18 protein-coding genes are annotated in these 23,651 nt (G+C 30.4%); 5 read left to right on the forward strand and 13 right to left on the reverse strand.

The annotated features are described in order from the left end of the window. Positions 1–35: 35 nt before the first annotated feature. On the reverse strand, positions 36–1,160 hold the full coding sequence (locus QVZ41_RS07920; protein ID WP_302884018.1) for a lactonase family protein: 1,125 nt from the start codon (positions 1,158–1,160) through the stop codon (positions 36–38). 135 nt (positions 1,161–1,295) lie between these two features. Between QVZ41_RS07920 and QVZ41_RS07925 the strand changes: the two genes are divergently transcribed. Genes QVZ41_RS07925 through QVZ41_RS07935 form a run of 3 tightly spaced genes read left to right on the forward strand, consistent with a single transcriptional unit; the run spans position 1,296 to position 4,587 of the window. After that, positions 1,296–1,856, forward strand: coding sequence for a type 1 periplasmic binding fold superfamily protein (locus QVZ41_RS07925; RefSeq protein WP_302884019.1), 561 nt, complete (start codon positions 1,296–1,298; stop codon positions 1,854–1,856). Beyond that, positions 1,846–4,161 carry a TonB-dependent receptor gene (locus tag QVZ41_RS07930; RefSeq protein ID WP_302884020.1) on the forward strand — a complete coding sequence of 772 codons (2,316 nt, stop codon included), beginning with the start codon at positions 1,846–1,848 and terminating at the stop codon, positions 4,159–4,161. Before QVZ41_RS07925 ends, QVZ41_RS07930 begins: the two co-directional genes overlap by 11 nt. A 9-nt stretch (positions 4,162–4,170) precedes the next feature. Then, positions 4,171–4,587 carry a Fur family transcriptional regulator gene (locus QVZ41_RS07935; RefSeq protein ID WP_302884021.1) on the forward strand — a complete coding sequence of 139 codons (417 nt, stop codon included), beginning with the start codon at positions 4,171–4,173 and terminating at the stop codon, positions 4,585–4,587. On the opposite strand, the gene QVZ41_RS07940 is transcribed toward QVZ41_RS07935, so the two are convergent. The 8 genes from QVZ41_RS07940 to QVZ41_RS07975 all read right to left on the reverse strand — a co-directional run bounded on the left by QVZ41_RS07940 (position 4,588) and on the right by QVZ41_RS07975 (position 14,309). Further along, positions 4,588–5,475 carry a bestrophin family protein gene (locus QVZ41_RS07940; RefSeq protein ID WP_302884022.1) on the reverse strand — a complete coding sequence of 296 codons (888 nt, stop codon included), beginning with the start codon at positions 5,473–5,475 and terminating at the stop codon, positions 4,588–4,590. Positions 5,476–5,573: 98 nt separating this feature from the next. Continuing rightward, complete coding sequence (locus QVZ41_RS07945) at positions 5,574–6,344, reverse strand: copper resistance protein NlpE N-terminal domain-containing protein (protein ID WP_302884023.1); 771 nt, start codon at positions 6,342–6,344, stop codon at positions 5,574–5,576. Then, entirely contained in the window at positions 6,341–7,225 is an 885-nt protein-coding gene (locus QVZ41_RS07950; protein ID WP_302884024.1) for a cation diffusion facilitator family transporter, read from the reverse strand. The genes QVZ41_RS07945 and QVZ41_RS07950 overlap by 4 nt, the downstream gene beginning before the upstream one ends. A gap of 150 nt (positions 7,226–7,375) precedes the next feature. Continuing rightward, complete coding sequence (locus tag QVZ41_RS07955; RefSeq protein ID WP_302884025.1) at positions 7,376–7,804, reverse strand: FKBP-type peptidyl-prolyl cis-trans isomerase; 429 nt, start codon at positions 7,802–7,804, stop codon at positions 7,376–7,378. 94 nt (positions 7,805–7,898) lie between these two features. Then, positions 7,899–10,367 (reverse strand): TonB-dependent receptor, encoded by a 2,469-nt coding sequence (locus tag QVZ41_RS07960; RefSeq protein ID WP_302884026.1) that lies wholly within the window; start codon positions 10,365–10,367, stop codon positions 7,899–7,901. A 515-nt stretch (positions 10,368–10,882) separates the two neighbouring features. Next, complete coding sequence (locus QVZ41_RS07965) at positions 10,883–11,545, reverse strand: hypothetical protein (protein ID WP_302884027.1); 663 nt, start codon at positions 11,543–11,545, stop codon at positions 10,883–10,885. A 354-nt stretch (positions 11,546–11,899) separates the two neighbouring features. Further along, positions 11,900–13,288: a dihydrolipoyl dehydrogenase gene (lpdA, locus tag QVZ41_RS07970; RefSeq protein WP_302884028.1), complete on the reverse strand. Its 1,389-nt coding sequence runs from the start codon at positions 13,286–13,288 to the stop codon at positions 11,900–11,902. Positions 13,289–13,421: 133 nt separating this feature from the next. Further along, positions 13,422–14,309: an AraC family transcriptional regulator gene (locus tag QVZ41_RS07975; RefSeq protein WP_302884029.1), complete on the reverse strand. Its 888-nt coding sequence runs from the start codon at positions 14,307–14,309 to the stop codon at positions 13,422–13,424. A gap of 111 nt (positions 14,310–14,420) precedes the next feature. On the opposite strand from QVZ41_RS07975, the gene QVZ41_RS07980 reads away from it, so the two are divergent. Together QVZ41_RS07980 and QVZ41_RS07985 are read left to right on the forward strand one after the other, a co-directional pair. Beyond that, complete coding sequence (locus tag QVZ41_RS07980; RefSeq protein ID WP_302884030.1) at positions 14,421–14,780, forward strand: DUF983 domain-containing protein; 360 nt, start codon at positions 14,421–14,423, stop codon at positions 14,778–14,780. A 154-nt stretch (positions 14,781–14,934) separates the two neighbouring features. Beyond that, positions 14,935–15,498: an RNA polymerase sigma factor gene (locus tag QVZ41_RS07985; protein ID WP_302884031.1), complete on the forward strand. Its 564-nt coding sequence runs from the start codon at positions 14,935–14,937 to the stop codon at positions 15,496–15,498. Positions 15,499–15,558: 60 nt separating this feature from the next. Here the strand turns inward: QVZ41_RS07985 and QVZ41_RS07990 are convergent, their stop codons facing one another. The 4 genes from QVZ41_RS07990 to QVZ41_RS08005 form a co-directional block, all read right to left on the reverse strand. After that, positions 15,559–16,980 carry a purple acid phosphatase family protein gene (locus QVZ41_RS07990; RefSeq protein ID WP_302884032.1) on the reverse strand — a complete coding sequence of 474 codons (1,422 nt, stop codon included), beginning with the start codon at positions 16,978–16,980 and terminating at the stop codon, positions 15,559–15,561. Between the two features lie 66 nt (positions 16,981–17,046). Further along, positions 17,047–18,774 carry a SusD/RagB family nutrient-binding outer membrane lipoprotein gene (locus QVZ41_RS07995; protein WP_302884033.1) on the reverse strand — a complete coding sequence of 576 codons (1,728 nt, stop codon included), beginning with the start codon at positions 18,772–18,774 and terminating at the stop codon, positions 17,047–17,049. An 18-nt stretch (positions 18,775–18,792) separates the two neighbouring features. After that, positions 18,793–22,344: a SusC/RagA family TonB-linked outer membrane protein gene (locus QVZ41_RS08000; RefSeq protein WP_302884034.1), complete on the reverse strand. Its 3,552-nt coding sequence runs from the start codon at positions 22,342–22,344 to the stop codon at positions 18,793–18,795. 125 nt (positions 22,345–22,469) lie between these two features. Continuing rightward, positions 22,470–23,618, reverse strand: a complete 1,149-nt coding sequence (locus tag QVZ41_RS08005) for a FecR family protein (protein WP_302884036.1) — start codon at positions 23,616–23,618, stop codon at positions 22,470–22,472. Positions 23,619–23,651: the final 33 nt, after the last annotated feature.

Genomic DNA, 23,651 nt, shown 5'->3' on the forward strand with positions numbered 1-23,651 from the left:
AGGCATCGGATTTTTTAGATCATTTGTTTTTTTTATTAAAACAATATACAAACGGGTTTAGGAGCTTTTACCTCGCTGACAAAAGTTAATTCCCCAGTTTTTTCATTTCTTTTAAAAGAACAAATGTTATTGGTATCTCTATTGGCAACCAATAAAAATTTATTGTTAGGGCTTAAGGCAAAATTTCTAGGATGTTTACCATGGGTACTAATGGTTTGTGTTAATTCCAGTTTTCCAGAATCTAAAACTTTTAAAACACCAACACTATCATGACCTCTATTGGTGATGTATACAAACTTACCATCGTTGGTAATTTCTATATGCGCTGCGGTATTTCCATCTTTATCTTCTTTGGCTAAAGTTTCTACGGTTTGGATAATTTTATAAGAATTGTTTGTGATATTTTTTTTAATAAAAGTAACGGTTGCATCTAACTCATTCACCACATAAATCCATGGTTTGGTTGGGTGGAATGTTAAGATTCTAGGACCAGCTTCAGCAGGCATTTCTAACTCACTAAACTCATTGGGTACTATTTTATTAAAATCAGTATCAATGGTTCCAAATATTAATTTATTAGCTCCTAGGTCTATGCTTATTACGTTGGTAGAATTTGGTTCAAAATAGCATGAATGTGTATGTGCTTTTTCTTGCCTTGGATGTTTGCTTGGAGCACTCATTTTATTTTGTTGCGTATCTAAAGCAGAAGATAAAACACCATTTTCATCTATTTGATGCAAGTTGGTGGTTCCACTACCATAATTAGCAGTTAAGATATAATTGTCTTTATTAATAGTTACATAGCAAGGATCATTATCAGTATTACTAATACTAACTTCTTTTAATCTATCTTTTTGAATTAAAAAACTAGTAATTGTTCCTTCTTTTTTTGAATTTGAGGCGATGATATATTTCCCATCAAATGATTTTGTTAAAAAAGTTGGACTTACTGTTTTAGCAACTAGACTTATAGAGTCTATAGTTCCATTTTTGTTTAATTGATACTGATAAATTCCTTCACTCTGTGAATCATCTGTTTTGTTGGTATAGGTTCCAACATAAAATTTCGTTGATTTAGCATCAGTACTATTCTTATGGATGTTTTTACAACCAATAAAAGAAATGGCTGCAAAAATTAGCGTAGACTTTATAATTTTCATTCGATTTGTTTGAGTTTTAAAGATACATAAGTTTTTATTTTATGGATTTATTTATCTCTAAAAAAAATAAACGCAACTATGTTGCAATTAAGGAAAGATGTTTTATATTTGCCAAAGAAATAAAAAACATATACCATGAAATTAAAAAAATTAGTGATTGCAATGTTAGTAGGATTGGCGTTTACCTCTTGTCAAAAAGATGATCCTATTATTCCAAATGAAGAAGAAGTAATTACAACTGTAATTTATACGTTAACTCCAGAAGTAGCAGCAGAAGAAACAGTTGTTTTAAAATATTATTCAGATGGAACCAATACCAATAATGGTACCTATACTCAAACAGGTATTATTAAAAAGAATACAACCTATACAGGAGTTTTAAAAGTCTTAAATGAAACAACCGATCCTGTAGATGATATAACGCTAGAGATTAAAGAAGAGGCTTTAGATCATCAGTTTTTCTTTACAAAACCTCAAGGAGTAAATATTAATTATACAGATAAAGATGATAATCAACATCCAATTGGATTAAGTACTAAATTTATCACAGATAATGATTTTAATGGAGGGGACTTAACCATAACATTGAGACATCAACCAAATAAATCTGGAGCGAATGTTCCTGAAGGAGATATTACCAATGCAGGAGGAGAAACAGACGTAGAAGTTGTATTTAACTTAAATGATGAGAAATAAAAGTTACGCTTTGTTTGTTATTCTTTTAATTTTAAATGTGATAACAACAAATGCTCAAAAATGTAATTATTCTTTATCAGGAGTTGTAATAGATAGTAGTAACGATAAACCCATTGTAGGGGCTAGTATTTATTTAGAAGGTTTAAACAAAGGAACCATTAGTGATTTTGATGGAAATTTTAAAATAGACTCCATTTGTGAAGGAAATTATCATTTAGATATTACCCATATTGGTTGCGAAAACAATCAACAATTTATAGAGATTCATGACAATACGAAAATTCGTATTGTCATGAATCATTTTGTGCAAATGCTAGATGGCGTTCATTTATTAGGACACAAAGCAGAAAATACTACACAAGCAGCTCAAAACATTAGCTCAAAAAACATTCAAAATAACGCTAATGAAAACCTATCTAATTTATTAGGAACCTTAACTGGAGTAAGTACCTTAAAAAATGGAAGTGGTATCGCAAAGCCTGTTATACACGGAATGTATGGAAATAGAGTGACTATTTTAAACAACGGAATTGCACAAAGTGGTCAACAATGGGGAAATGATCACAGTCCAGAAATAGATCCTTTAATAGCCAATAATATAAAGGTAATTAAAGGAGTAGGAGCTTTAGAATATCAAGGAAGTACTTTAGGAGCTGTGGTTCTAGTTACTCCTAAAGACATTAGTCAAGATCCACATTTACATGGTGCCTCTAATTATTTTTTTCAATCTAATGGTCTAGGTAATGGATTGAATCTTACTTTAGAAAAAGGAGCTAAAAGTATTGCATGGAAAATAAATGGAACTGTTAAAAAAATTGGAGATAGAAAAACAGCCAATTATTATTTAAACAATACGGGAAATCATGAAGCAAATTTGGCTTTACAGTTAAGAAAACAGTTTTCTGAAAATTGGGAGACTAAAATCTATGCCAGTACTTTTAATACTGAACTAGGTGTTTTAAGAGGTTCTCATATTGGGAATTTAACTGACTTAACAGAGGCTTTGCAAAGAGAAACTCCTTTTTTTACAGAAGATTCCTTTTCTTATAATATTGAATCTCCTAAACAAGAAGTACATCACCATTTATTAAAATTGTTAAACACCTATAAAATTAGTGATGATGAGTTTTATACATTTACCTATGCAGGGCAATTAAATATTAGAAAAGAATTTGATATTCGTAGAGGTGGACGTTCTGATATTCCTGCTTTGAGTTTAAATCAAATGACTCATTTTTTAGAAGCAAAACATCAAAATAAAATAGGAGATGACATTGAGTTTAAAAAAGGAATTCAATACACATTTACCAATAATACAAACGATTCTGAAACAGGAATTTTACCTTTAATTCCAGATTATTTATCTCATCAAATAGGTGCTTTTGCTCTATTAAATAAAAGAATTAATAGATGGATGTATGAAGTAGGAGCTAGGTATAATTTTACTTATCAAAATGTTGCTGCTATTTCTAAAACTACCCCAAGAACCATTATTAATTATAATAATAGATTTCATAATGTAAATGTATCGGCAGGAGTTAGATACAGAACTTTGAAACAATTACACTGGGCTTTTAATATCGGTTTGGCTTCTAGAAACCCAGCTATCAATGAGTTGTATAGTAATGGTTTACATCAAGGAGTAAGCGGTATAGAAGAAGGAAATGTGAATTTAAAACAAGAAAATTCTATAAAAACAACTCTAGGTCTTGAAGGAAATGTATATCAGAAGTGGTTTTTTGAAACCTTGTTATATTATCAATATATTAAAGATTATATTTATTTAAATCCACAAGATGAATTTCGTTTAACTATCAGAGGAGCTTTTCCTGTTTTTACTTACGAGCAAACCAATGCACAGCTTTTTGGACTTGATTTAGGAACTAGTTATGCTTTTTCTGATGTTTTAAAAATGGGAGCAAAGTATAGTTTTTTACAAGGAGATAATTTGTCAGAAAATATTCCTTTAATCAACATGGCTGCAAACAATGCATTACTTACTTTAGATTATCAATTGCCTATTGAGAATACTTTTAAAAATACTTCAATTGGAATAGAATATCATTATGTTTGGAAACAAAATCATTTATTGACAAGTCAAGATTACGCTCCTGCTCCTGATGCCTATCAATTACTAGGGTTTAAATTTAGTACAGAAAAACATTTTGATAAAACCAAATGGTATTTTTATGCAAAAGGAAATAATTTATTAAATGTAGCTTACAGAGATTACTTAAACAGATTAAGATATTTTGCTGATGATACAGGAAGGAGTATTACGGTTGGATTTAGAATTTCATTTTAATTTTTTACGATGGATATAGAAACAAAATTTACAGCATTACTAAGAGATAGAAACCTAAAAGCAACTCCTAAAAGATTGGAGTTGCTTTCTGTGGTTGCAAATTATAACTCAGCAATACCGTATAGCGAAATTCAAAACAAATTACATCATTTTGATAGGGTTACACTTTATAGAACTCTTAATGCTATGTTAGATGGAGGAATTATTCATAAAGCATCAGTTAGCAGTGATGAGGTATATTATGCCATGTGTAGGGAATATTGTACATCGGAGTGTCATAATCACAAACATGTACATTTTAAATGTTTGCAATGTTTGGAAGTATCTTGTGTAGATGTAACCAATCCAATTCAAATTCAAATCCCTAATGTTGTCATTAAACAAGTGGAGATCGAGGTGAGCGGAGTTTGTGAAAAGTGCATCTAATTACATTACAAAAAACGAATCAATTTCTACAGGGTATGGTGCTTTTTTATTGTCAATTAATTCTTTTAAATCGGTTTCAATAGTAATGGCTATGCTTGTTACAGAAGTATCTGTAGGTCTATTTTCAAAAGGATCTTGAAGACTTTGTGCTATTTTTTCAAGCAAGAAAAATGGCAAAGAAATTATAATCAATAAAGGAATTTCTGCAATGCTATGTAGGTTGGTTAAAGACAGTGATAAGGTAATTAAGAAAATATAAATAGAAAAATGTAAGGTAATTCTATAGGTTTTTGGAAATGCGGTGTTTTTAATTCTTTCAGCTTTTCCCATAGAAGCACATAAATTTTGAACGGTACTATCTAACTGTATTTGTTGAAAATTATTAATTTTTTGTTGCTGATGTAAAGTGTTAATATCCTTAGATTGTAGGTTGATTAAACACAACGGAGCATTGGTGTATTCTTTAGCGACATTAAAATCATCACTAGAGATATACTGATTTATTTTAGACAAAGGATTTTGTTCTCTCAATCGTTGTCCTAAGGAATGAGCCCAAGCAATTTGTCTTAAAGCTATTTTTTTGATTAAGTGATGGTCTTTTTCGGTACTAAAGTTTTTAAGTTGAATAACCAAAGATCTAGAATCGTTTACAATAGCTCCCCATATAATTCTAGCTTCCCACCAACGCTCATAAGATTGATTTATTTTAAAAGAAAGCAATAAGGCGATGGCAGTACCTAAAAATGTACCAATACTCACAGGAATATTTAGGTCTGGAGAATAGAGAGAAAAGGTGTAAGTGGTTAAAGAAAAAAGAGTCACAATAAGAACATCCCACTTAATTAAACTCAACCAATATTTTAATGGAATTCTTTTTTCTAAAATCATAAAAGTAGTTATTTGTATAAAACAAAATTCGATTTTGAATCTAGCTAAAGATACAAAATCGAATTCCGTGAGATGTTTTTTAAGGGGGCTGTTTTTATTTATTTCTGTACGATAGCAAATTTAGCCAAAGGAGCCATTCTTGCTTTGTTTAAAGAAAGTGTATCGTTTTTAATGGTATAGTTATCGGCTGTTTCTAAAACTTTTAATAAAGGTGCTTCATAAGGAGTATTAAAACATAGCTTTTGCGTAGATGCCAATTTGGTGAATGATATTCTATTCCCATGTTTTAACATAAAGTTTCCATGAAAATTATTACAACCAGCATTTCCAGTAATATCATCACTAGAACTATTTAAAGTGAAATAAGGTATGGTATTGTTTTCTTTTTCGATTATTTGTCCTTCCAATTCTATCAATTCCCATTGAACATCTGTAAGCATTTTGTCTATGGCTATTTTAGCAAGTACGTACTGAGTTGCCAAAGCACCTTTGATGTTTTCGTTTTGTTTGTTTAATTGAATCAAAGTGTTTTCTCCAACCATGTAAGTTTTTCCATCAATAATAATATTACTTCCGATTTCATCCCAAGAGAAGTTTCCTTTTTTGGTTATAAAATCATCACTTTTTCCAAGGTATTTAATTTTTTTGGTGTAAGTTAGGTCATCATTAATACTTATTTTGGTAACAATACCATCACAGTCAGCACAAGGAAGCGTACCCGTGTAAGTTCCTGCCCAGTCTAAAGAATTTTTACTGCTATGTTCATCAAGAAAAGCAGCATCAATATGATGTGAATTGTGTTTTTCTGAGGTTTTGCAACCTGTAATCAAGATGGTTAATATTGCGAATACTAATAGGTTAGTTTTCATGATAATTTATTTTGATGATATGGTTCTATATGTATTAAAATATGTCCTAGATTAGGAACTTTTTGATGTAACGTGTCTTTTAATAGATGCGATATTTCATGGCCTTTTGTGACTGATATTTCTCCGTTTACTCTTGCATGTAAATCTACATGATGATGCATTCCTGCTTTTCTTATAAAACATTTTTCAGTTCCCATAATTCCAGGAACTGTTTCAGATACTTTTCTGATTTCTTCAATTAAATCATCATATCTATGTTCATCCATAATTTCTCCTAAAGCAGGTCTAAAAATATGATAAGCATTGTATATAATAATTCCTGATGCAACCAACGCAGCCCAATCATCGGCCGTTTCATATCCATTTCCTAAAGTAACAGCAATTAATATACCAATAAATGCAGCAATAGAAGTTAAAGCATCGCTTCTATGATGCCATGCATCTGCTTTTAATGATGAACTATTGGTTTTGTGACTATTATGGATGACAATTCTATATGAAATTTCTTTCCATATAATAATAATTCCCAAAACATATAAAGTCCATGTATGCGGTACTTTATGAGGGGTTTGTATGTTGATAATACTTTTATAAGCGATGATGATAGCAGAAGCTACTAAAAACACCACCACCAGAAAAGTCATTAAAGGTTCTATTTTACCATGTCCATAAGGATGATTTTCATCAGCAGGTCTTTTGGCATATTTTAAGCCAAGTAAAACTAATAAAGAAGAAAAAATATCAGAAGTAGATTCAATAGCATCCGCCACCAAAGCATAGGAATGTCCTACAATTCCAGTAACTCCTTTTATTATAGCTAAAAGAATATTTCCAAATAAGCTAAAGTAAATAGTTTTTATTGCTTTTTTTTGATTACTCATAATGAGGATAGGACATTTGTCGTGTTTTTTACAAGACTATAAAGATACAAAATAGTGATTGATATGTTATTTACAAGAGTATTTGTAGATAAAAAAAACACCTTTTACTAGAGTAAAAGGTGTTTTTAATATTTTAATAATGTTAAAGAGTTAGTTTACAGCAACTAATTCAATATCAAAAATTAAGTCTTCACCAGCCAATGGGTGATTTGCATCTAATACCACTTCTTCTTCTTCAATTCCAACAATTAATAAAGCTTGAGTTTGTCCATCTTCACGACTCGCTTGTAATTGCATTCCTACCTGAGGCTCTAAATCTTCTGGTAATTGAGTTTTAGGTAATTTAAAAACTGCTTCTTCATTTCTAGCACCATAAGCTTCTTCCGCAGGAATGGTAACTTGTTTGTTATCGCCAATAGTCATTCCATCAACAGCAGTATCAAAACCTGGTATCATTTGTCCAGCTCCAACAGTAAACTCTAAAGGTTCTCTTTCTCTAGAACTATCAAATACTTGCTCGTTTGTTAATTTTCCTGTGTAATGTACTTGTACAGTACTTCCTTGTTTTGCTTGAGACATATCTCTCTGTTTTTTAATTTGAACGAGTAAAGTTATGGTTTTCTATAGAGATGACTAAATGATTTAGGTATTAATTCCTATGAATTTTAGGTAGTTACTCTACATTAAAGGTTTTTATGGCATGAATAGGTTGTCCGTTGGCAGAAATTCCTTCTACTTCTATAATATAGTCACTTTTGATGTCACTTGTGAAAAACGAAATTTCAGTGTCTTCTTGATCAAATATTTTAATGATAGGTTCCCAGTGTAAGGTAGTTCTTACATCTTTTTTATTTAGTTCTTCAAAACCATTAATGTGGTCTGGGGCGTAGAACTTTCTAGCGGTATAAAAGCCTACAGCATCAAAATTAATAATTCCAGGTTTCCTTTTAATATTTTTACTTCCCTCATTACCTGATTTAGAATAGATTGCAATAACTCCATTACCTCCGCCTACTGTAACAAGATTAGCGTCAGCACCAACTAATATATCTATAAAAGAAATTTCATCTGAATTGATAGACCTTAATAAGTCTGCATCAATCTCCATACCATCTAACAATATTTGAGGTTGAGATTGAGTCCTTATTAAGAACAAATTACCTTGTGAAAAATAAATACCTCCAAGTCTCATTAACAGTTGATAAGCACTTAGAGAACCAACTTTATCTAAAGAATTAATATCTAGTCTTTTACTACCTCCTAATCCAACAGATCCATAGCTAGTTCTCCTGTTCATTTCTTCATTTCTTTTAGACTCTTCAGTTTCTTTTTTAGCAATTAATTCTACAGCTTTTAATTTTTGTACTTCCTGATTATATTCAAACTTTAATTGTTTTATGTATTGAGTAACTTTAACAAAGTTCTCTTTTTCTTTAATTTTGGAGGATAATTCCGTACTGTTTTGTGTTCTATTTATTTTAGGACTAGCTTTAGGCTTATCTAGTAAAATAACTACATTTCTAGAGCTAGCTTCTTTATTATTAAAATTATTTAATCTAGATTCTAATAACATTGGAATGGTATCTAAAAAGCCATAAGGACCAAATTGAAAATGCCCTAGAGAATCTGATATTTTTGTTGGAACTTGTGCAAACATTTCACCTAGAAAAGTTAACCTAACAGGGCCTTTGTGAGGTGTATAAGGCTTCTTTAGTTTTTTTATGGTTCCTGAAATAAAGAGTCCTTCTTCAGGTTTATATTTTTGAATACTGTCTTTAGAATTTAATAGTTCTTGCCAAGTAAATCGTTTCCAACCATGAGTCATCATTACTAAATCTAGCAAGTATTTTCTTTTAGAATCATTTTCTTTTTCAAAGAAATAATTAGGATCTTCTATAGTTCCTCTTAAATCAGAATTTAACAAGAGATACGTTTTTATGTTGGCTGTACGAGTGTTATATGGATAGGCTTTTAGGTCTCTTACAGACATAGATAAAGTGCTTGGCACACTAATTCCTTGTTTGTTACGTACATTTAAGTTTAGTGTTATTTTTTTACGCGAATCATACGTGGATTTATTTGTTTGTATATTTAATTCTAGTTTATCTTCTGTATTGTTAACAAATACTGCTCTTTCAGCTACAGGGTGTCCATCATTATCAAAAAGAGTAATATTCACCACACCATCAACTAAAGAGTTTGAAGGAATAGATACGATATATGACTTTTTATTAGTCTTTTCATATTTATTAAATAATAATGTTCCTCTTTCATGAGCAACTAAATAAGTATCTTTTAATCCGTTTTCAGTGGTGCTTTTTGCATTAATTATAATTGAATTTGCTGTATTTGTTACACTTAAAACATATCCTTTGTTTAATGCTTTTGGAAGTTGATATTTATATTCTTTTTCATTAACAATAGTACTTATGTAGTAGCTGTTATTTGCTTCTGGTTTAAATATAAAATTACCAAGTCCATATTCTATACTTTCAATCTGCTTAATTTCTTTTCCTGATTTATCCTTTAATACAGCTTTAAAATTGTTATAAAAAGAAGGTGTTTTTATTTTAAATACAACCCTATTAGTTAAATTATTAATAAGGTAACCGCCTTCAGGATAGAATGAGATTTCGGGTTTGTTAATTTTTTTAATGTTTGTAGAGGTAACAACTGTATCTGTATTTACAATACTGTCTTTTGTAACCCTATATATAGGAATCTCTTTCTGAAAAAAGTTTTCAATGCCATGATTTTTCATGTAAGTAGTATAACCACGTAATAAATATTTTCCCGTAGCCCAGTTATTTTCTATTTTAAAATCACCAGCAACACTTATATTTTCTACAAATAATGTTCTCTTTGCAACAATGCTATCTTTTGGGTTGATGAGTTCTACATGTAAGATGTTACTCTTATTTGTTTTTTGATGGGTGATTCCATTAACTAAGTAACTAGTAAACCATAAATCATCGTCTAAAGCGTAAAAAGGTTTATCAGTTTGGATATAAACTTTCTCAGGATAATGATTTTTACTATAGTCGTTTAATTTTTTTTCAATTAAGTTTAAAAAGTTGGTTTGATAAATAGTAAAGGATAGTGCACAAAATGATATACAAATAAGTAAAAGTAGTTTTTTCATAGTTTTTTAGGCATATTTATCTTTTAGACTCATAGTAAGTCAAAATGTTTAATGTGAACATACTAAAAAAATATCCCAATGTGATTTATTCTACCATATAGTTTAATTCTTGATACCCAATTTTCATAGTCTAAATGAACACTACCAGATTCTATTTTAAATTTTTCTCCTATTTCTTTTGTTTCATACTTTTTTACGAAAATATTAATTACGCTGTCTATATGTTTAATTGATTTGTTATGTATGAAAAAAATATATGGAGATGTTTTTTATCTAAAATTATAGGATAATTTATTTTTTTCTGATTTTTTACTGTTTGAATGTAAACTTTTTCAGGCGTGTTTTTTTGACTATAGTGATTTAGTTTTTCTTCAATAAGTTTAAAGAACTCAGTTTTATTGTAAATAATAAAAGACAAAGCACAACAAGAAATACCAATGAGCAATAGTTTTTTCATAGTTTTTGAGCAGTTTTTTAACCACCTCAAATAATGTACCATTAAAAATTACTGTTAATTATTCCACGTTAAACGTTTTAATAGCGTGAATAGGTTGTCCGTTGGCAGAAATTCCTTCTACTTCTATGATGTAGTCACTTTTGATGTCGCTTGTAAAAAAGGAAATTTCGGTAGCTGTTTTATTATTGGTTTTTATATTTGGGAGCCAATAAAGAGTGGTTCTTAAATCACTTCTGTTTATGAGTTCAAAATCATTAATATGGTCTGGAGAGTAAAATTGTCTTGCGTTATAAAATCCTTTTGCATTGTAATCAATAATACCAGGTTTTTTTTTAATATTTTTAGAACCAACATTTCCTGTATTTGAATAAAGTGCAATAACTCCACCACTGGCATTAGAAAAAGTGGCAGCATCACTTCCAATTAAAACATCAATAAAAGAAATTTCATTTCCTTGAATTGAACGTAGAAAAGTTTCATTAATTTCAAGTCCGTCAAGTACAATTTTTGCAGTATTTCTACTTCTTCTAATAAAAATACTATCTCCCAAAGTATTCACGAAATTCATTCTTGAAACAATTTCAAATGCTGTAAATGTTGAGGCAGAATGTTTGTCATTTAAAAGGTCTAATCTTTGACCATTCATTGGTTCACCGTAATCGGTAAGACTGTTCATTTCTTCTTCTCTTTTTTCTTCTTCAGATTGTTTTTTAGCAATCAACTCTACTGTTTTTAGCTTTTGAACTTCTTGATCATATTTAAATTTTACTAGTTTGATGTATTTTTAACCTTTGTAAAATTGATGTTTTATTTATCTTTTGAAACCGATAAACTCAAAGGGGGGGCAACTTTAGGACTCTCATTGTTTTTGTCTACTAAAAAGACAACGTCTCTAGATTTTTTACTTTTGAATTAAAATGATCTACACGAGTTTCTATTTACATTGCCTTTAATTAAATTTTTACTGGCAACAATATTGATGTTAGGTTTACATCCAAATATAGTTAGTTTTAAAATATAAAAAAAAGGAAAACTTTTTACAGTTTTCCTTTTTTTTATATTTTGTTTGTTCTTTTTACAAGTGAATTACTTCATCATAAGCAGCAGCAACAGCTTCCATCACTGCTTCTGACATGGTAGGGTGAGGGTGAACTGTTTTTAATACTTCATGACCTGTAGTTTCTAATTTACGACCTAAAACAGCTTCAGCAATCATATCGGTAACACCTGCACCAATCATATGACATCCTAACCATTCTCCGTATTTAGCATCAAAAATTACTTTTACAAATCCTTCTTTGTTTCCAGCAGCAGATGCTTTACCAGAAGCAGAGAATGGGAATTTTCCAATTTTTAATTCGTAACCAGCTTCTTTAGCAGCTTTTTCAGTCATACCAACAGAAGCAATTTCAGGTGATGCATAAGTACATCCAGGAATGTTTCCGTAATCGATTGGTTCTGTATGTAAACCTGCAATTTTCTCAACACAAGTAATTCCTTCTGCAGAAGCAACGTGCGCTAAAGCTTGACCAGGAACTACATCTCCAATAGCATAATAACCAGGGATGTTTGTTTGGTAAAAATCGTTTACGATGATTTTATCTTTATCAACTACAATTCCAACATCTTCTAAACCGATGTTTTCAATGTTCGTTTTAATTCCAACAGCAGATAATAAAATATCAGCTTCTAGTTTTTCTTCACCTTTTGCTGTTTTAACCGTAGCAACAACTCCTTCTCCTGAAGTATCTACAGATTCTACAGCAGAGTTTAACATTACTTTAATTCCAGATTTCTTTAATGAGTTTAAAAATGCTTTAGAAACATCTTCATCTTCTACAGGAACTACGTTAGGCATAAATTCTACAATGGTAACATCTGTACCCATAGAATTGTAAAAGTGAGCAAATTCAACACCAATAGCTCCAGAACCTACCACAATCATTTTCTTTGGTTGCTCTGGTAAACTCATTGCTTGACGGTATCCAATTACTTTTTTACCATCTTGAGGCAAGTTAGGTAATTCTCTAGAACGAGCACCTGTTGCAATAATAATATGATCTGCATCGTATTCTGTTACTTTACCATCAGCATCTGTAACATCTACTTTTTTCCCAGGCTTTACTTTACCGGTACCCATAATCACATCAATCTTGTTCTTTTTCATTAAGAACTCAATCCCTTTACTCATTCCTTGAGCCACACCACGAGAACGTTTGATTACTGCTTCAAAATCTTTATCAATTGCTTCAGCTTTTAAACCGTAGTCATCAACATGTTTTAAGTAATCATATACTTGAGCACTTTTTAATAAAGCTTTAGTTGGAATACATCCCCAGTTTAAACAGATACCTCCTAGAGATTCTTTTTCTATAACAGCAGTTTTAAATCCTAACTGTGAAGCTCTAATAGCGGTAACATATCCTCCAGGACCACTTCCAATAACAATAACGTCGTATTTCATGTGTATATTTTTTAATCTAGTGATTGAATATTATAATGTATGCAAATGTAAGAATTACAAACTATATTACATAGGTTAAGAAGATAGAAATTCTTGACATGGCTGTGTAAAAAACGATATTGTTTTGATCTGTTTATTTTGTTGACAGATCTTTTTTTAGTGATGCTCTAAATTTACTAGGTGTATATTGTGTGTGTTTTTTAAAAAGTCTAGAAAAGTAGGAATAGTCTTCATAACCTAATATTTGCGCAATTTCATTAATAGGGGCTGTGCCAAATGTTAACATCCGTTTGCTTTCTAAAATAATTTTCTGGGTAATTAGTTCTGTTACTGTTTTATCTAATAAATCTTTGCAAATTCTGTTCAAGTGTTTTAGGGTGATGTTCATTTCTTTTGCGTAAAATGTTGGCGATTTTTCAGACTTATAATATTGCTCTAATAATTTGTTAAAAACCTGAATTTTATGATGGTAAGTTTGAAAAGAATAATTGTTTTCCGATAAAAATTTTCTGGAAATTTCTATGTGAATGATGTCTATAATATTCAATAGTTTCTCTGCTTTTCTAGATTTTTTTTGTTGATTCTCTTGAATCAACAATTTAAAATAAAAGTTAAAATCTATAATTTCTTGTTCATTGAGCACAATTTCTGAGATGTTTTTGTCAGGTTGATAAAATGGATATTCTTCAATTTTTTTATTACCAAAGTATAGGTTGTAAATTTCACTAGAGTAAAAAACAATATAACCTTCAATATCATTAGATAACTCCCAACCATGTGCCTGTCCTGGTTTTATAACATATAAGCTACCTCTTTTAATATTATATGTATCTAAATCAATTTGATGTCTCCCTGTTCCATTGGTAAATAAAACCAAAAGATAAAAATTATGACGATGAGATTTTTCAATAAAACTATGTTCAATCAAATGATTTTTAAACGTATTGATGTATAAATGATTTTTATGAATATTAGTATTAAAATTAAAATTTTGAATATTATATACAGGTACCTTATTCATGATGTCTTTTTTGTGCTATAAATGGAGAAGATAAGAATTATTTTAACATTGACAAGTGCTTACTTTTGTTATATTAATATTTTGTAATTATTTACAATTAAAATAAGTAAAATGTTCAAAGCAATAAAATCTATATTTGGTAATAGATGTCCTAAATGTGGTAAAGGAAAAGTTTATAAAGACAAAAATATTTTTTTGAGTCTTAAAACGCCAAAGATGAATGATGAGTGTAGTGTTTGTCACAATAAATTTATCAAAGAACCTGGTTTTTTTATTGGAGCGATGTATGTTAGTTATGGTTTAGGCGTTGCCGAAGCATTGATGACTTATTTTGTGGCAAGTCAATTTTTTGATAAATCGTTAGATTTAAGAATTATACCAATAATAGTGGTTGTGATGGTGCTCTTAACTTTTTTCAATATCAAACTCTCTAGGTTGATATGGATTTATATGTTTAGAAGCATTAAATAATGGTAAAATTAGTATAGTGAAAAAAGATAATATCAATAATCTCCAATAATTTTACTTATTGATATAATTATCTTAATGATAAGGTAATTATTATTCGTCCGTTTTTTAGTTTTTATAACTGAAATTTACATTTCATATTACTCTTAGTATAATCATGAATGTAGGTAAGGATACAGAAACTCTGATAAAAAAACTTATTAAAGGTGATGAGAAAGCATACATGTATTTAATTGAGACATACTATAAAAAACTATTTCTTTATGCTTATAGCATTTCTAAAAGCCAAGTCTTAGCAGAAGATATTGTTCAGAATGTTTTTATGCGAATTTGGGAAAATAGAAAACAGCTTAAAATAAAAGAATCTTTCAAAAGCTTTTTATACAAATCTGTGTATAATGAATTTATTAATAATTATAGAAAGCAACAATCTTCAATTTCTTTAGATACTGTTTTTTTTGAGACAATTAATACTTTATCAGATGATATAAGTGCTGATGATCACAGGTTAGCTTTGGTTCATAATGAAATTGAAAATTTGCCAACTAAGTGTAAACAAGTTTTTTTACTTAGCAAACAAGAAGGTTTAACCAATCAAGAGATTTCGGAACATTTAAACATAACAGTAAAGGCTGTAGAAAATCATATTACAAATGCTTATAACATTATTAGAGGTAACTTAATAGGAGGTGATAAAATAAAAAAACCGTCTAAAAAATAGACGGTTTTCCATCATGGCTACCTGCTAAAGACCATGATTGCATAAACAAAGAAACAAAACTTATTTTTCTTTAACATAATCTTTTTTTAATCTCATTGTTACCTCTGATTTGTTGTTGATGAGCTTTTTATTTCCATTCTCATCTTTAATCAAACTAAAGCTATCATATACTTCTCCTTTAGTTGTATATGAGTTGTAGTGAATGGTACTATTTTCTACAGTAATGATCTGAAATAGTTGTACATATTCTCCTCTTTTAACCATCCAGTCTTGTTTTTGAGATTCATACATTTTAGGTCCACTAACGGATACGGCGTAAACCGCTCCTGCATCTTGTACAATAGTTTTTCCTAAACCTTCGTTTGAAGCATATCCTCTTGCATAGGTGTGGTCGTGACCTTGTAAAACCAAATCCACATTATACTTGTCTATTAAAGGTTTTAAAGATTCTCTTAACTCTTTATTGTCTCTCCCTTTTGCTGTAGAAAAAATAGGAAAGTGCATGGTTAATGTAATCCATTTTTTAGTGTTTTTAGACAAAACTGAATCTAGCCATTTGGTTTGTGCTTGTCTTGATCGTTCGCTATTGCTAAAACTTTGAGCATCAATAGAAATCAATTTCATGTTCTGATAATCTAAGGCATAGCAAGTTTCTTTTAATTCCTCTAAAGGACCATTTTCAGGCAATGTAAATTGTGGTCTCCAAAGAGAAGATAGTTTTTTTCGGTCAACACTTTTGTCATATTCATGGTTTCCAGGAGTCATAATACTTGGCACAGTTGCATGTATAAAACTACCCGCATAAAACCATTCTCCCCATTCTCTGTCAGATTCACTGTGATTAATTAAATCACCTGCATGCAACATAAAATCTACTTCGGGCATCATTTTGTACGATTTTCGAATCACTCTAGACCACATTGATTTTACATCGTTTTGTGCATCACCAAAATAGATAAAACTAAAAGGTTCATTTTGGTTTGTTGATGGGGTTTTAATCTGAAACCATTCGCTCCATGTATCATCATTTTTGCCACCGTCTCCTACACGATAAACATAAGTAGTACCAGCCTTTAATTGTTTTATAATTGCAGAGTGATATGCTGCATTTACCAATGGTTCTTCATCTCTTGTGTTTTCAACTTGAATTAATTCTGTAGCAGCAATAATTTGTTGCAAGTCTTTATCAAGTAAAAAATCAGGGCCATGGGTTTCTTCGGCAATTTGTACATAGGCTGTGTCTATTTCTTGACTAGTTCTCCAGTTTACAGAAAAACTATGATTTGGGTCTTCGGTAAGACTCACAATAATTCTGTCTGGGGCTTTAGAAGGGAATATTAGTTTATGAGCCGGTATGTTAGCCATCGATGAATAATGAGAATGATGGTGATCATCTTCATTATGCGTATGAGTTTCTTCACTTTTTTGAGTACAAGCTACACAGATTAATAATCCTAAAAGAGTACTTATTGTTTTATTCATTTTTATTTTATTTGGTTTTAGATATAAGTAAACAGGAGCTTTTAAAGCTCCTGTTATAAATACTAATTATTGTAATAACCACATGTTAGACCATTGGTCATTGGTAGTTGGTTGTAGGTTTTGAATTGCTTTTAACATATTGTTCTCATTATAAGGATCGGTGTAAAAAAACCTAACAGGAGTTTGTTTTCCTTTTGTTCCAGAAATGATGTTTTTGTTTAAATCAGGATATCCAGTTCTTCTAAAGTCAAACCAAGATTCTGTAGTTAACCAAAGAGCAATCCATTTTTGATGCATAATAGGTGCTAGTTTATTCCCTGCATTGTCAAAAATTTGTTTAGCGTTTGTGATGTATTCATTTTGATTAAAAGCAATTAATGTGTTGTTTACGTTATCATAAACAGCATTTGCATCACCATCATTAATTTGGTATTGATTGAATGATAATTCAATTCCAGCTTTGTAGTATTCATATGCATTGTTATTGATGTATCCACGGGCACTAGCTTCTGCTAATAAGAATTTTACTTCTGCCGAAGTCATAAAAATAGATTTGACCATTTCGTGGCTATTTTCAGAATACATATCTGCTAAATAAGAAGTATGAGGATTGGCAGCAGCATTTAAATAAATATTTCCATTTAGACTAGAGATATCATTTTTAACATCACTAAGCGTTCCTCCCATATTAAAATCATTAGGAGCACTTAAAGCAATTGGTAAACCAACAAACAAATTGGTGTTAATATCATTTTCTAAATTGTTATCAGTATTTAAAGCATTGATATCTATATCAACATAACGTTTTATTCTGTTGTTTTCTAACACTACTTGGTTCGTAGCTCCTTGTACAAGTTGAGCATCAACGGGTTTTATCCATTTGGTTAAACGAGGATCTTTTAAACTTATTAAGTCATTAACAATGGTAGCAGATGGTTTTCTACGGTAAAATTCAGAGCGGTTACTCCAGTTTAATGCTCCTCCAGGCCAGCTATTATTACTATCAGTACCAATGTAAGACACTACAGCATTGTCGTTATTGTCTTGTAGAACAGGAAATTCATTAGGATTATTAACAATGTTTGCGATTTCTGTGGATACGTTAATATCTGTATCATTTTTTTCTGACAAACGCATGTAAAATCTTAAAAGTAAAGAGTTTGCTAACTTTCTCCATTTTTGTCCATCACCATGGTACATCACATCACTATCTATGGCTTCTTTACAAATGGTGGTATTTTTTAAAAGTGTGTTTGCTTGTTTTAAACTGTTAATAATACCTATAAACACTTCTTTTTGAGTATCATATTGAGGTTTAAAAAATTCATCTCCTCCTTTTTCAGCATTTAAAGCTTTGCTATACGGAACATCTCCAAAAGCAGAAGTAATAAATCCAAAATGATAAGATTTCATGATGAGTGCAACAGCTTGATAATAGTTTTTTACTTCATCCTTTTTTTCTGTTTCGGCTCTTTTGTAAATGTATTCACTATCTTTTAAAGGTTCATAAAAGTTACCAAAATCAACAGCTCCCCATTGATAATTATTCTCTTCATAACTAGTAAAATCTCTCTGTAAATATTGATTCGCTGCAGAAAGTTCTCCCCAATCGTAAGACATTTTACTGTTTATTTTAGCAGATCCAGACAGAATACCTGTAAGCACAAATTTAATATCAACTTCAGTGTCAGGAAGTGTGTTTGGACTTGTGTTTATATCGTCTAAAGATTCACTACATGAACTAGCAAAAAGCGCTAAAATTGATAGTGAAAATGTGATTATATTTTTTTTCATTTTGATTGTATTTATAAATTAAAAACTAACATTAAGTCTAAATCCCACTGGAGCTGTCCAAGGAGCAAGATTCCATTTTTCAAAACCTTGATTTCCATCGTTAAAAGCCAATTCAGGATCTATACCTATGTCTGCTTTTGTCCACAACATGATGTTTTTTGCGTAAATAGAAAGCGAAATGTTTTGTGCAGAAACAAATTTTGTAATGTTTTCAGGAAATTTATAGGTTAGTGTAATGTCTCTTAATTTTATAAAAGAAGCATCATACATAAAAGTATCTCCAGTTCTCCAGAAACTACCGCTAGATTCCACAACTCTATAAGCATCAAAGAATTTAGTACCTGGAGCTCCAAAGTTTTCGGTATAAGTACCATCTCCATTGTCTATTACCCCAGGAAAAAAGGCACCGTTGTAGTTTCCGTTATATTCAAATCCTCCAAGATCTTTATTTCTACCACCAACCCAAACATTGTTATCTCTGTAAATAGGGTTAGATTTAATTTCATTTGCCAACGTAGTTCTATCTCCACCATAAGAATTAGCATTTAAGACTCCTGTAAAAGTACTTGTACTAATACCATTGTTCCAGCTTTCAATTTTACCAGAACGAGCCATTCTTTTCATGGATTCAGAAAAGAAGTCACCACCTTGTCTCCAATCGATACTAGCAGAAAGCGTAAAGTTTTTATAAGAAACAGATGTGTTAAACCCAATAGTGAAATCATTGTTAAAGTTACCAATTTTTGGTTGATTTTCTTGAGCTCTATCTACTTCCCATCTACCGTTGGCATCTAATAAATTCCAGCCTTTGTACTCTCCTTCTTCTACTTTTTTAACATAAGGAGCATATAAATCTCCAATAATACCACCAACTTTGGTAAAAGCCCCCATATCTCTTCCTCCACCAAAAGAAACACGATCAATACCATCAACTAATTCAACTAATTTACTTTGTTGCTTGGTAAAGTTAAAGTTCATGTCCCATAACAAATCTTTTGTTTTAATAGGAACAATGTTCATTCCCAATTCAATTCCGTAATTTTCAACATTACCAGCGTTAATAGTTGTACTAGTGTAACCGGTTAAAGGAGAAACGGCAACATTTAAAATTTGATTTTTGTTTTGAGTTTTATAGTAGGTTGCATCAAAACCTAAACGACTATGAAAAAATTTGATATCTGTACCCACTTCATAAGAAGTTGCAATTTCTGGTTTTAAATTGGTGTTAGGCATACTGCTTGGAAGTGAGTAAGTAAAATCATCACCCCAATATCCTTGCGAAAGCGTAGGGTTGATTAAGTATGGTGAAGTATCTTTACCAACTTGTGCCCAACTAGATCTTAATTTAAAAAGAGAGATCCATTGTGGCATATTTACAAATTGTGATACCAATACACTTGTTGATACCGATGGGTAGAAATAGGATCTGTTTTCTTTTGGTAATGTACTAGACCAATCATTACGAGCGGTTACATCAACAAAAACATAATCTTTATAAGCCAAAGCCAACATTCCGTATGCACTATATATAGCTTTTTTATAGCTAGCGCTTGCATAAGATAATCCACCTCTAGATACGTTAGAAAGTGTGTAAAGACCAGGCAAAACCAAATTATCACCTCCAGCATTGATAGATTTGCTAATGCTATTCATAATATTACCTCCTAAAGAAGGATCTATATGGAAATCTCCTAACTTCTTTTTATAAGAAAATAACACATCAACATTGGTTTCTCTAGCGGTACTTTCACTAATGTTATAAGATCCAAAAGGTTTACTACTTCCAAACCCATCAAAAGACCAAGGTTTAATAATTTCTGTTTTGTTACTATTGCTACTATTAGAAACCCTAGCCATTGCATTAAGGTCTGAAGTAATTTCCCAGTCTAATTTAATGTTTCCAAAACCTCTTATTTTATCAAACGTATTTCTTCTTTCGTATGCAGAAAACCAAGGATTGTTATATCCTTCTGTTATTTTATTTTGTTTGGTGTTTTTTACTTCCCAATAATTATCTTTTAAATCATTGATATTGATATGGGGAGCAATATTATAAATATCAAAATATTGATCATTTCCTCCTAAAGATTGAATAGGGTAGTTGTCTGAATTTGGATTAGATAGGTTGATGTTGGTAGATAACGTTACTTTATCTGTTATTTTATAACTAGTAGTTAAATTAACACCAATTTTTTTTAGTTCTGTACCTGGTGTAAAACCTTCTCCTTTTAAGTGAGATAATGATAAACGAAAGTTCCCTTTATCATACGCACCAGAAACACTTACATCATTAATAGTGGTTACACCTGTTTTAAAATAGTCTTGTAAGCTATTATCGTGAAATTTTAAAGGTGTTTCTTGTCCGTTACTATTCCACTGTACCGCTGGTGTTCCTGCTTCAGCTCCGTACCAATGTTGCCAAGTAGCTTCGTCAAATTGTCCTTTTTGACCATTGGTAAATCTGTTTTGTAAGTCAATATATTTATATGGAGTGTTAAAAGTAGTGGTAGTGTTAAAAGTAACGCCAATCCCTTTTTTGGTGTTTTTACCAGATTTTGTGGTAATTAAAATTACCCCATTTCCAGCTCTAGAACCATAAAGAGCAGCGGCACTAGCTCCTTTTAATACAGATATGTTTTCAATATCCATAGCGCTAATATCAGCCATTACATTGGTGTCTCCTATAGGGGAACCATCAATAACAACTAATGGTTGATCGTTACCAGTTAAAGATGTTTTTCCTCTAATATTAACGTAAGTTTCGTTGTTTAAATCATTTCCTCCTCTTCTAATATCTAAACCAGAAATTTTACCAGACAAACCTCCTAAGACATTTTCTTGAGGAACAAGATTTACTTTTTCAGAATTAATTTCACCTACTGAATATCCAAGCGCTTTTTTCTCTCTTTTCATCCCTAAAGCGGTAACTACAACTTCATCCATTTTTTCTACAGATGCTTCTAAAGTTACTGTTAGGTAGGTATTGTTGCTAACAAGAATTTCTTGAGTAGTCATTCCAGCAAAAGAAAATACTAGAATACTTTCTTTGTTAGGAACTAATATGCTAAAGTCTCCATCAAAACCAGATAAAACGCCTTTATTAGTTCCTTTCACAATAATATTTACACCTGGTAAAAGCATTCCATCAGCATCCTTTACAACTCCTTTAATTTCAATAGGAGTGGTTTGAGATATTTTTTGAAATTTTTTAGGCTTAACTTTTATAATAATGTGTTTCTCTACTATTTCGTAGGTTTTGTTTGTGTTTTTAAATAGTTGATTTAACACATTTTCAACTTTTTCATTTTTAACTTCAATGCTTACTACTTTTTTTATATCAATATCTTTAATGTTATATAAGAATTTATACTCGGTACGAGCTTCAATTTCATCAAGTACTTTTTCAATAGTTACTTTCTGAAGGTTTAAGGTAATTTTTATATTTTGTCCGTAGTTATTAGCAAATGTGCTAAATAAACTAATGAACAAGAAAATAGTTGTTAACTTAGTTCTTAAGTTAAATTTTAAAGAGCGTAAGATGTTACTCTTGATTTGTTTAATTTTTTTCATATTTTTGATAAGATTATTGTAGTGGTAATTTTTATATCACTTTTTTCTAAAGGAAGATGTTCCCGCATCTTCTTTTTTTTTGATACATACTTAGACTTTACTTTTATTTCATATAATTTCTTTTTTTAATTAATAATTATTTTTTGATTGATTGTTTCATAATTAAAGGGATAACTTTTGCTAAAAGTGTTTAATATTTTTTCTACACTTTCTTTTGCGCTAAAGCTGGCATTAAAATATTGTTGATCTAATTCTTTGTTGTTATTAACAATGGTGATGTTATAGTTGCGTTCTAATTTTTTGATGATATTTTTAAAAGAAATATCTCTAAAAATTAAAGTTCCTGTCCTCCAACTAGTATAAATTCTAGTATCTACTTTTTCAGTAGAAAAGGTTTGTTTGTCTGTATTGTAAACTCCTTTAAATCCTGGGTTTAATAATGTTGTTGAGTTAGTGTTGTAGTAATCATTGTCATACAATCCTACTAAACCTTCAACTAAAACAGTCGCAATGTTTTTTTCTTCGGGGTATGCAGAAACATTAAATTGTGTTCCTAATACACGAATTTTTAATTGATTTGCATTTACAACAAATGGATGTGATGGATCTTTGGCTACATTAAAAAAAGCTTCTCCGTTAAGGGATACTTCTCTTTTTTTGTTGTTAGAAAACTGACTAGGGTATTTTATTGAAGTACCAGAGTTTAAGGTAATCATGGTTCCATCAGACAATACCAATTCAAAATGTTTTCCGTAAGGAACCGTTAATTTGTTGATGATTTCTTTTTCAGATATTTTATCAGGAGTATTATAAACAATTCTATTTGCTTGTTGAACACCGATGACATTTCCATTACTATCTACAATTTCTTTAGAACCATTTTCTTGAATAATTTCTGTTTTCCCATTTCCTAAATCAAGAATAATTTGGTCTGTACCAGCAATAAAACCTTCTTTTTTTGTGATATTTTGATATACTAAATAAGTAGAACAAATCGCAATTAATAATATTGCAGCATATTTTAGCAAGTTAAACGGGAGTAGTTTTCTAACTTTTGTTTGGTTCTTAATTCTAAGGGTTTCTTTATTTATAAAATCAGACTTATCATTTTTTGCAAGCGCGGCACTAGTAACATAATCTAGTTTTATATATTCTTTAAAAAGCTCCTTGTTACCAGCTAATTTTATCCAATCTTCTAATACATATAATTCTTTAGTAGAAGCAGTTCCATTTAGGTAATTAATAATACACTTTTCTATTTCAGACGTAATCATGTTTTTCTTTTATACTAAGACATAGCTAAAAGA

Origin of the sequence: Wenyingzhuangia gilva, from assembly GCF_030519655.1 — a bacterium.
In the GTDB taxonomy this organism is placed as follows: Bacteria; Bacteroidota; Bacteroidia; order Flavobacteriales; family Flavobacteriaceae; genus Wenyingzhuangia; species Wenyingzhuangia gilva.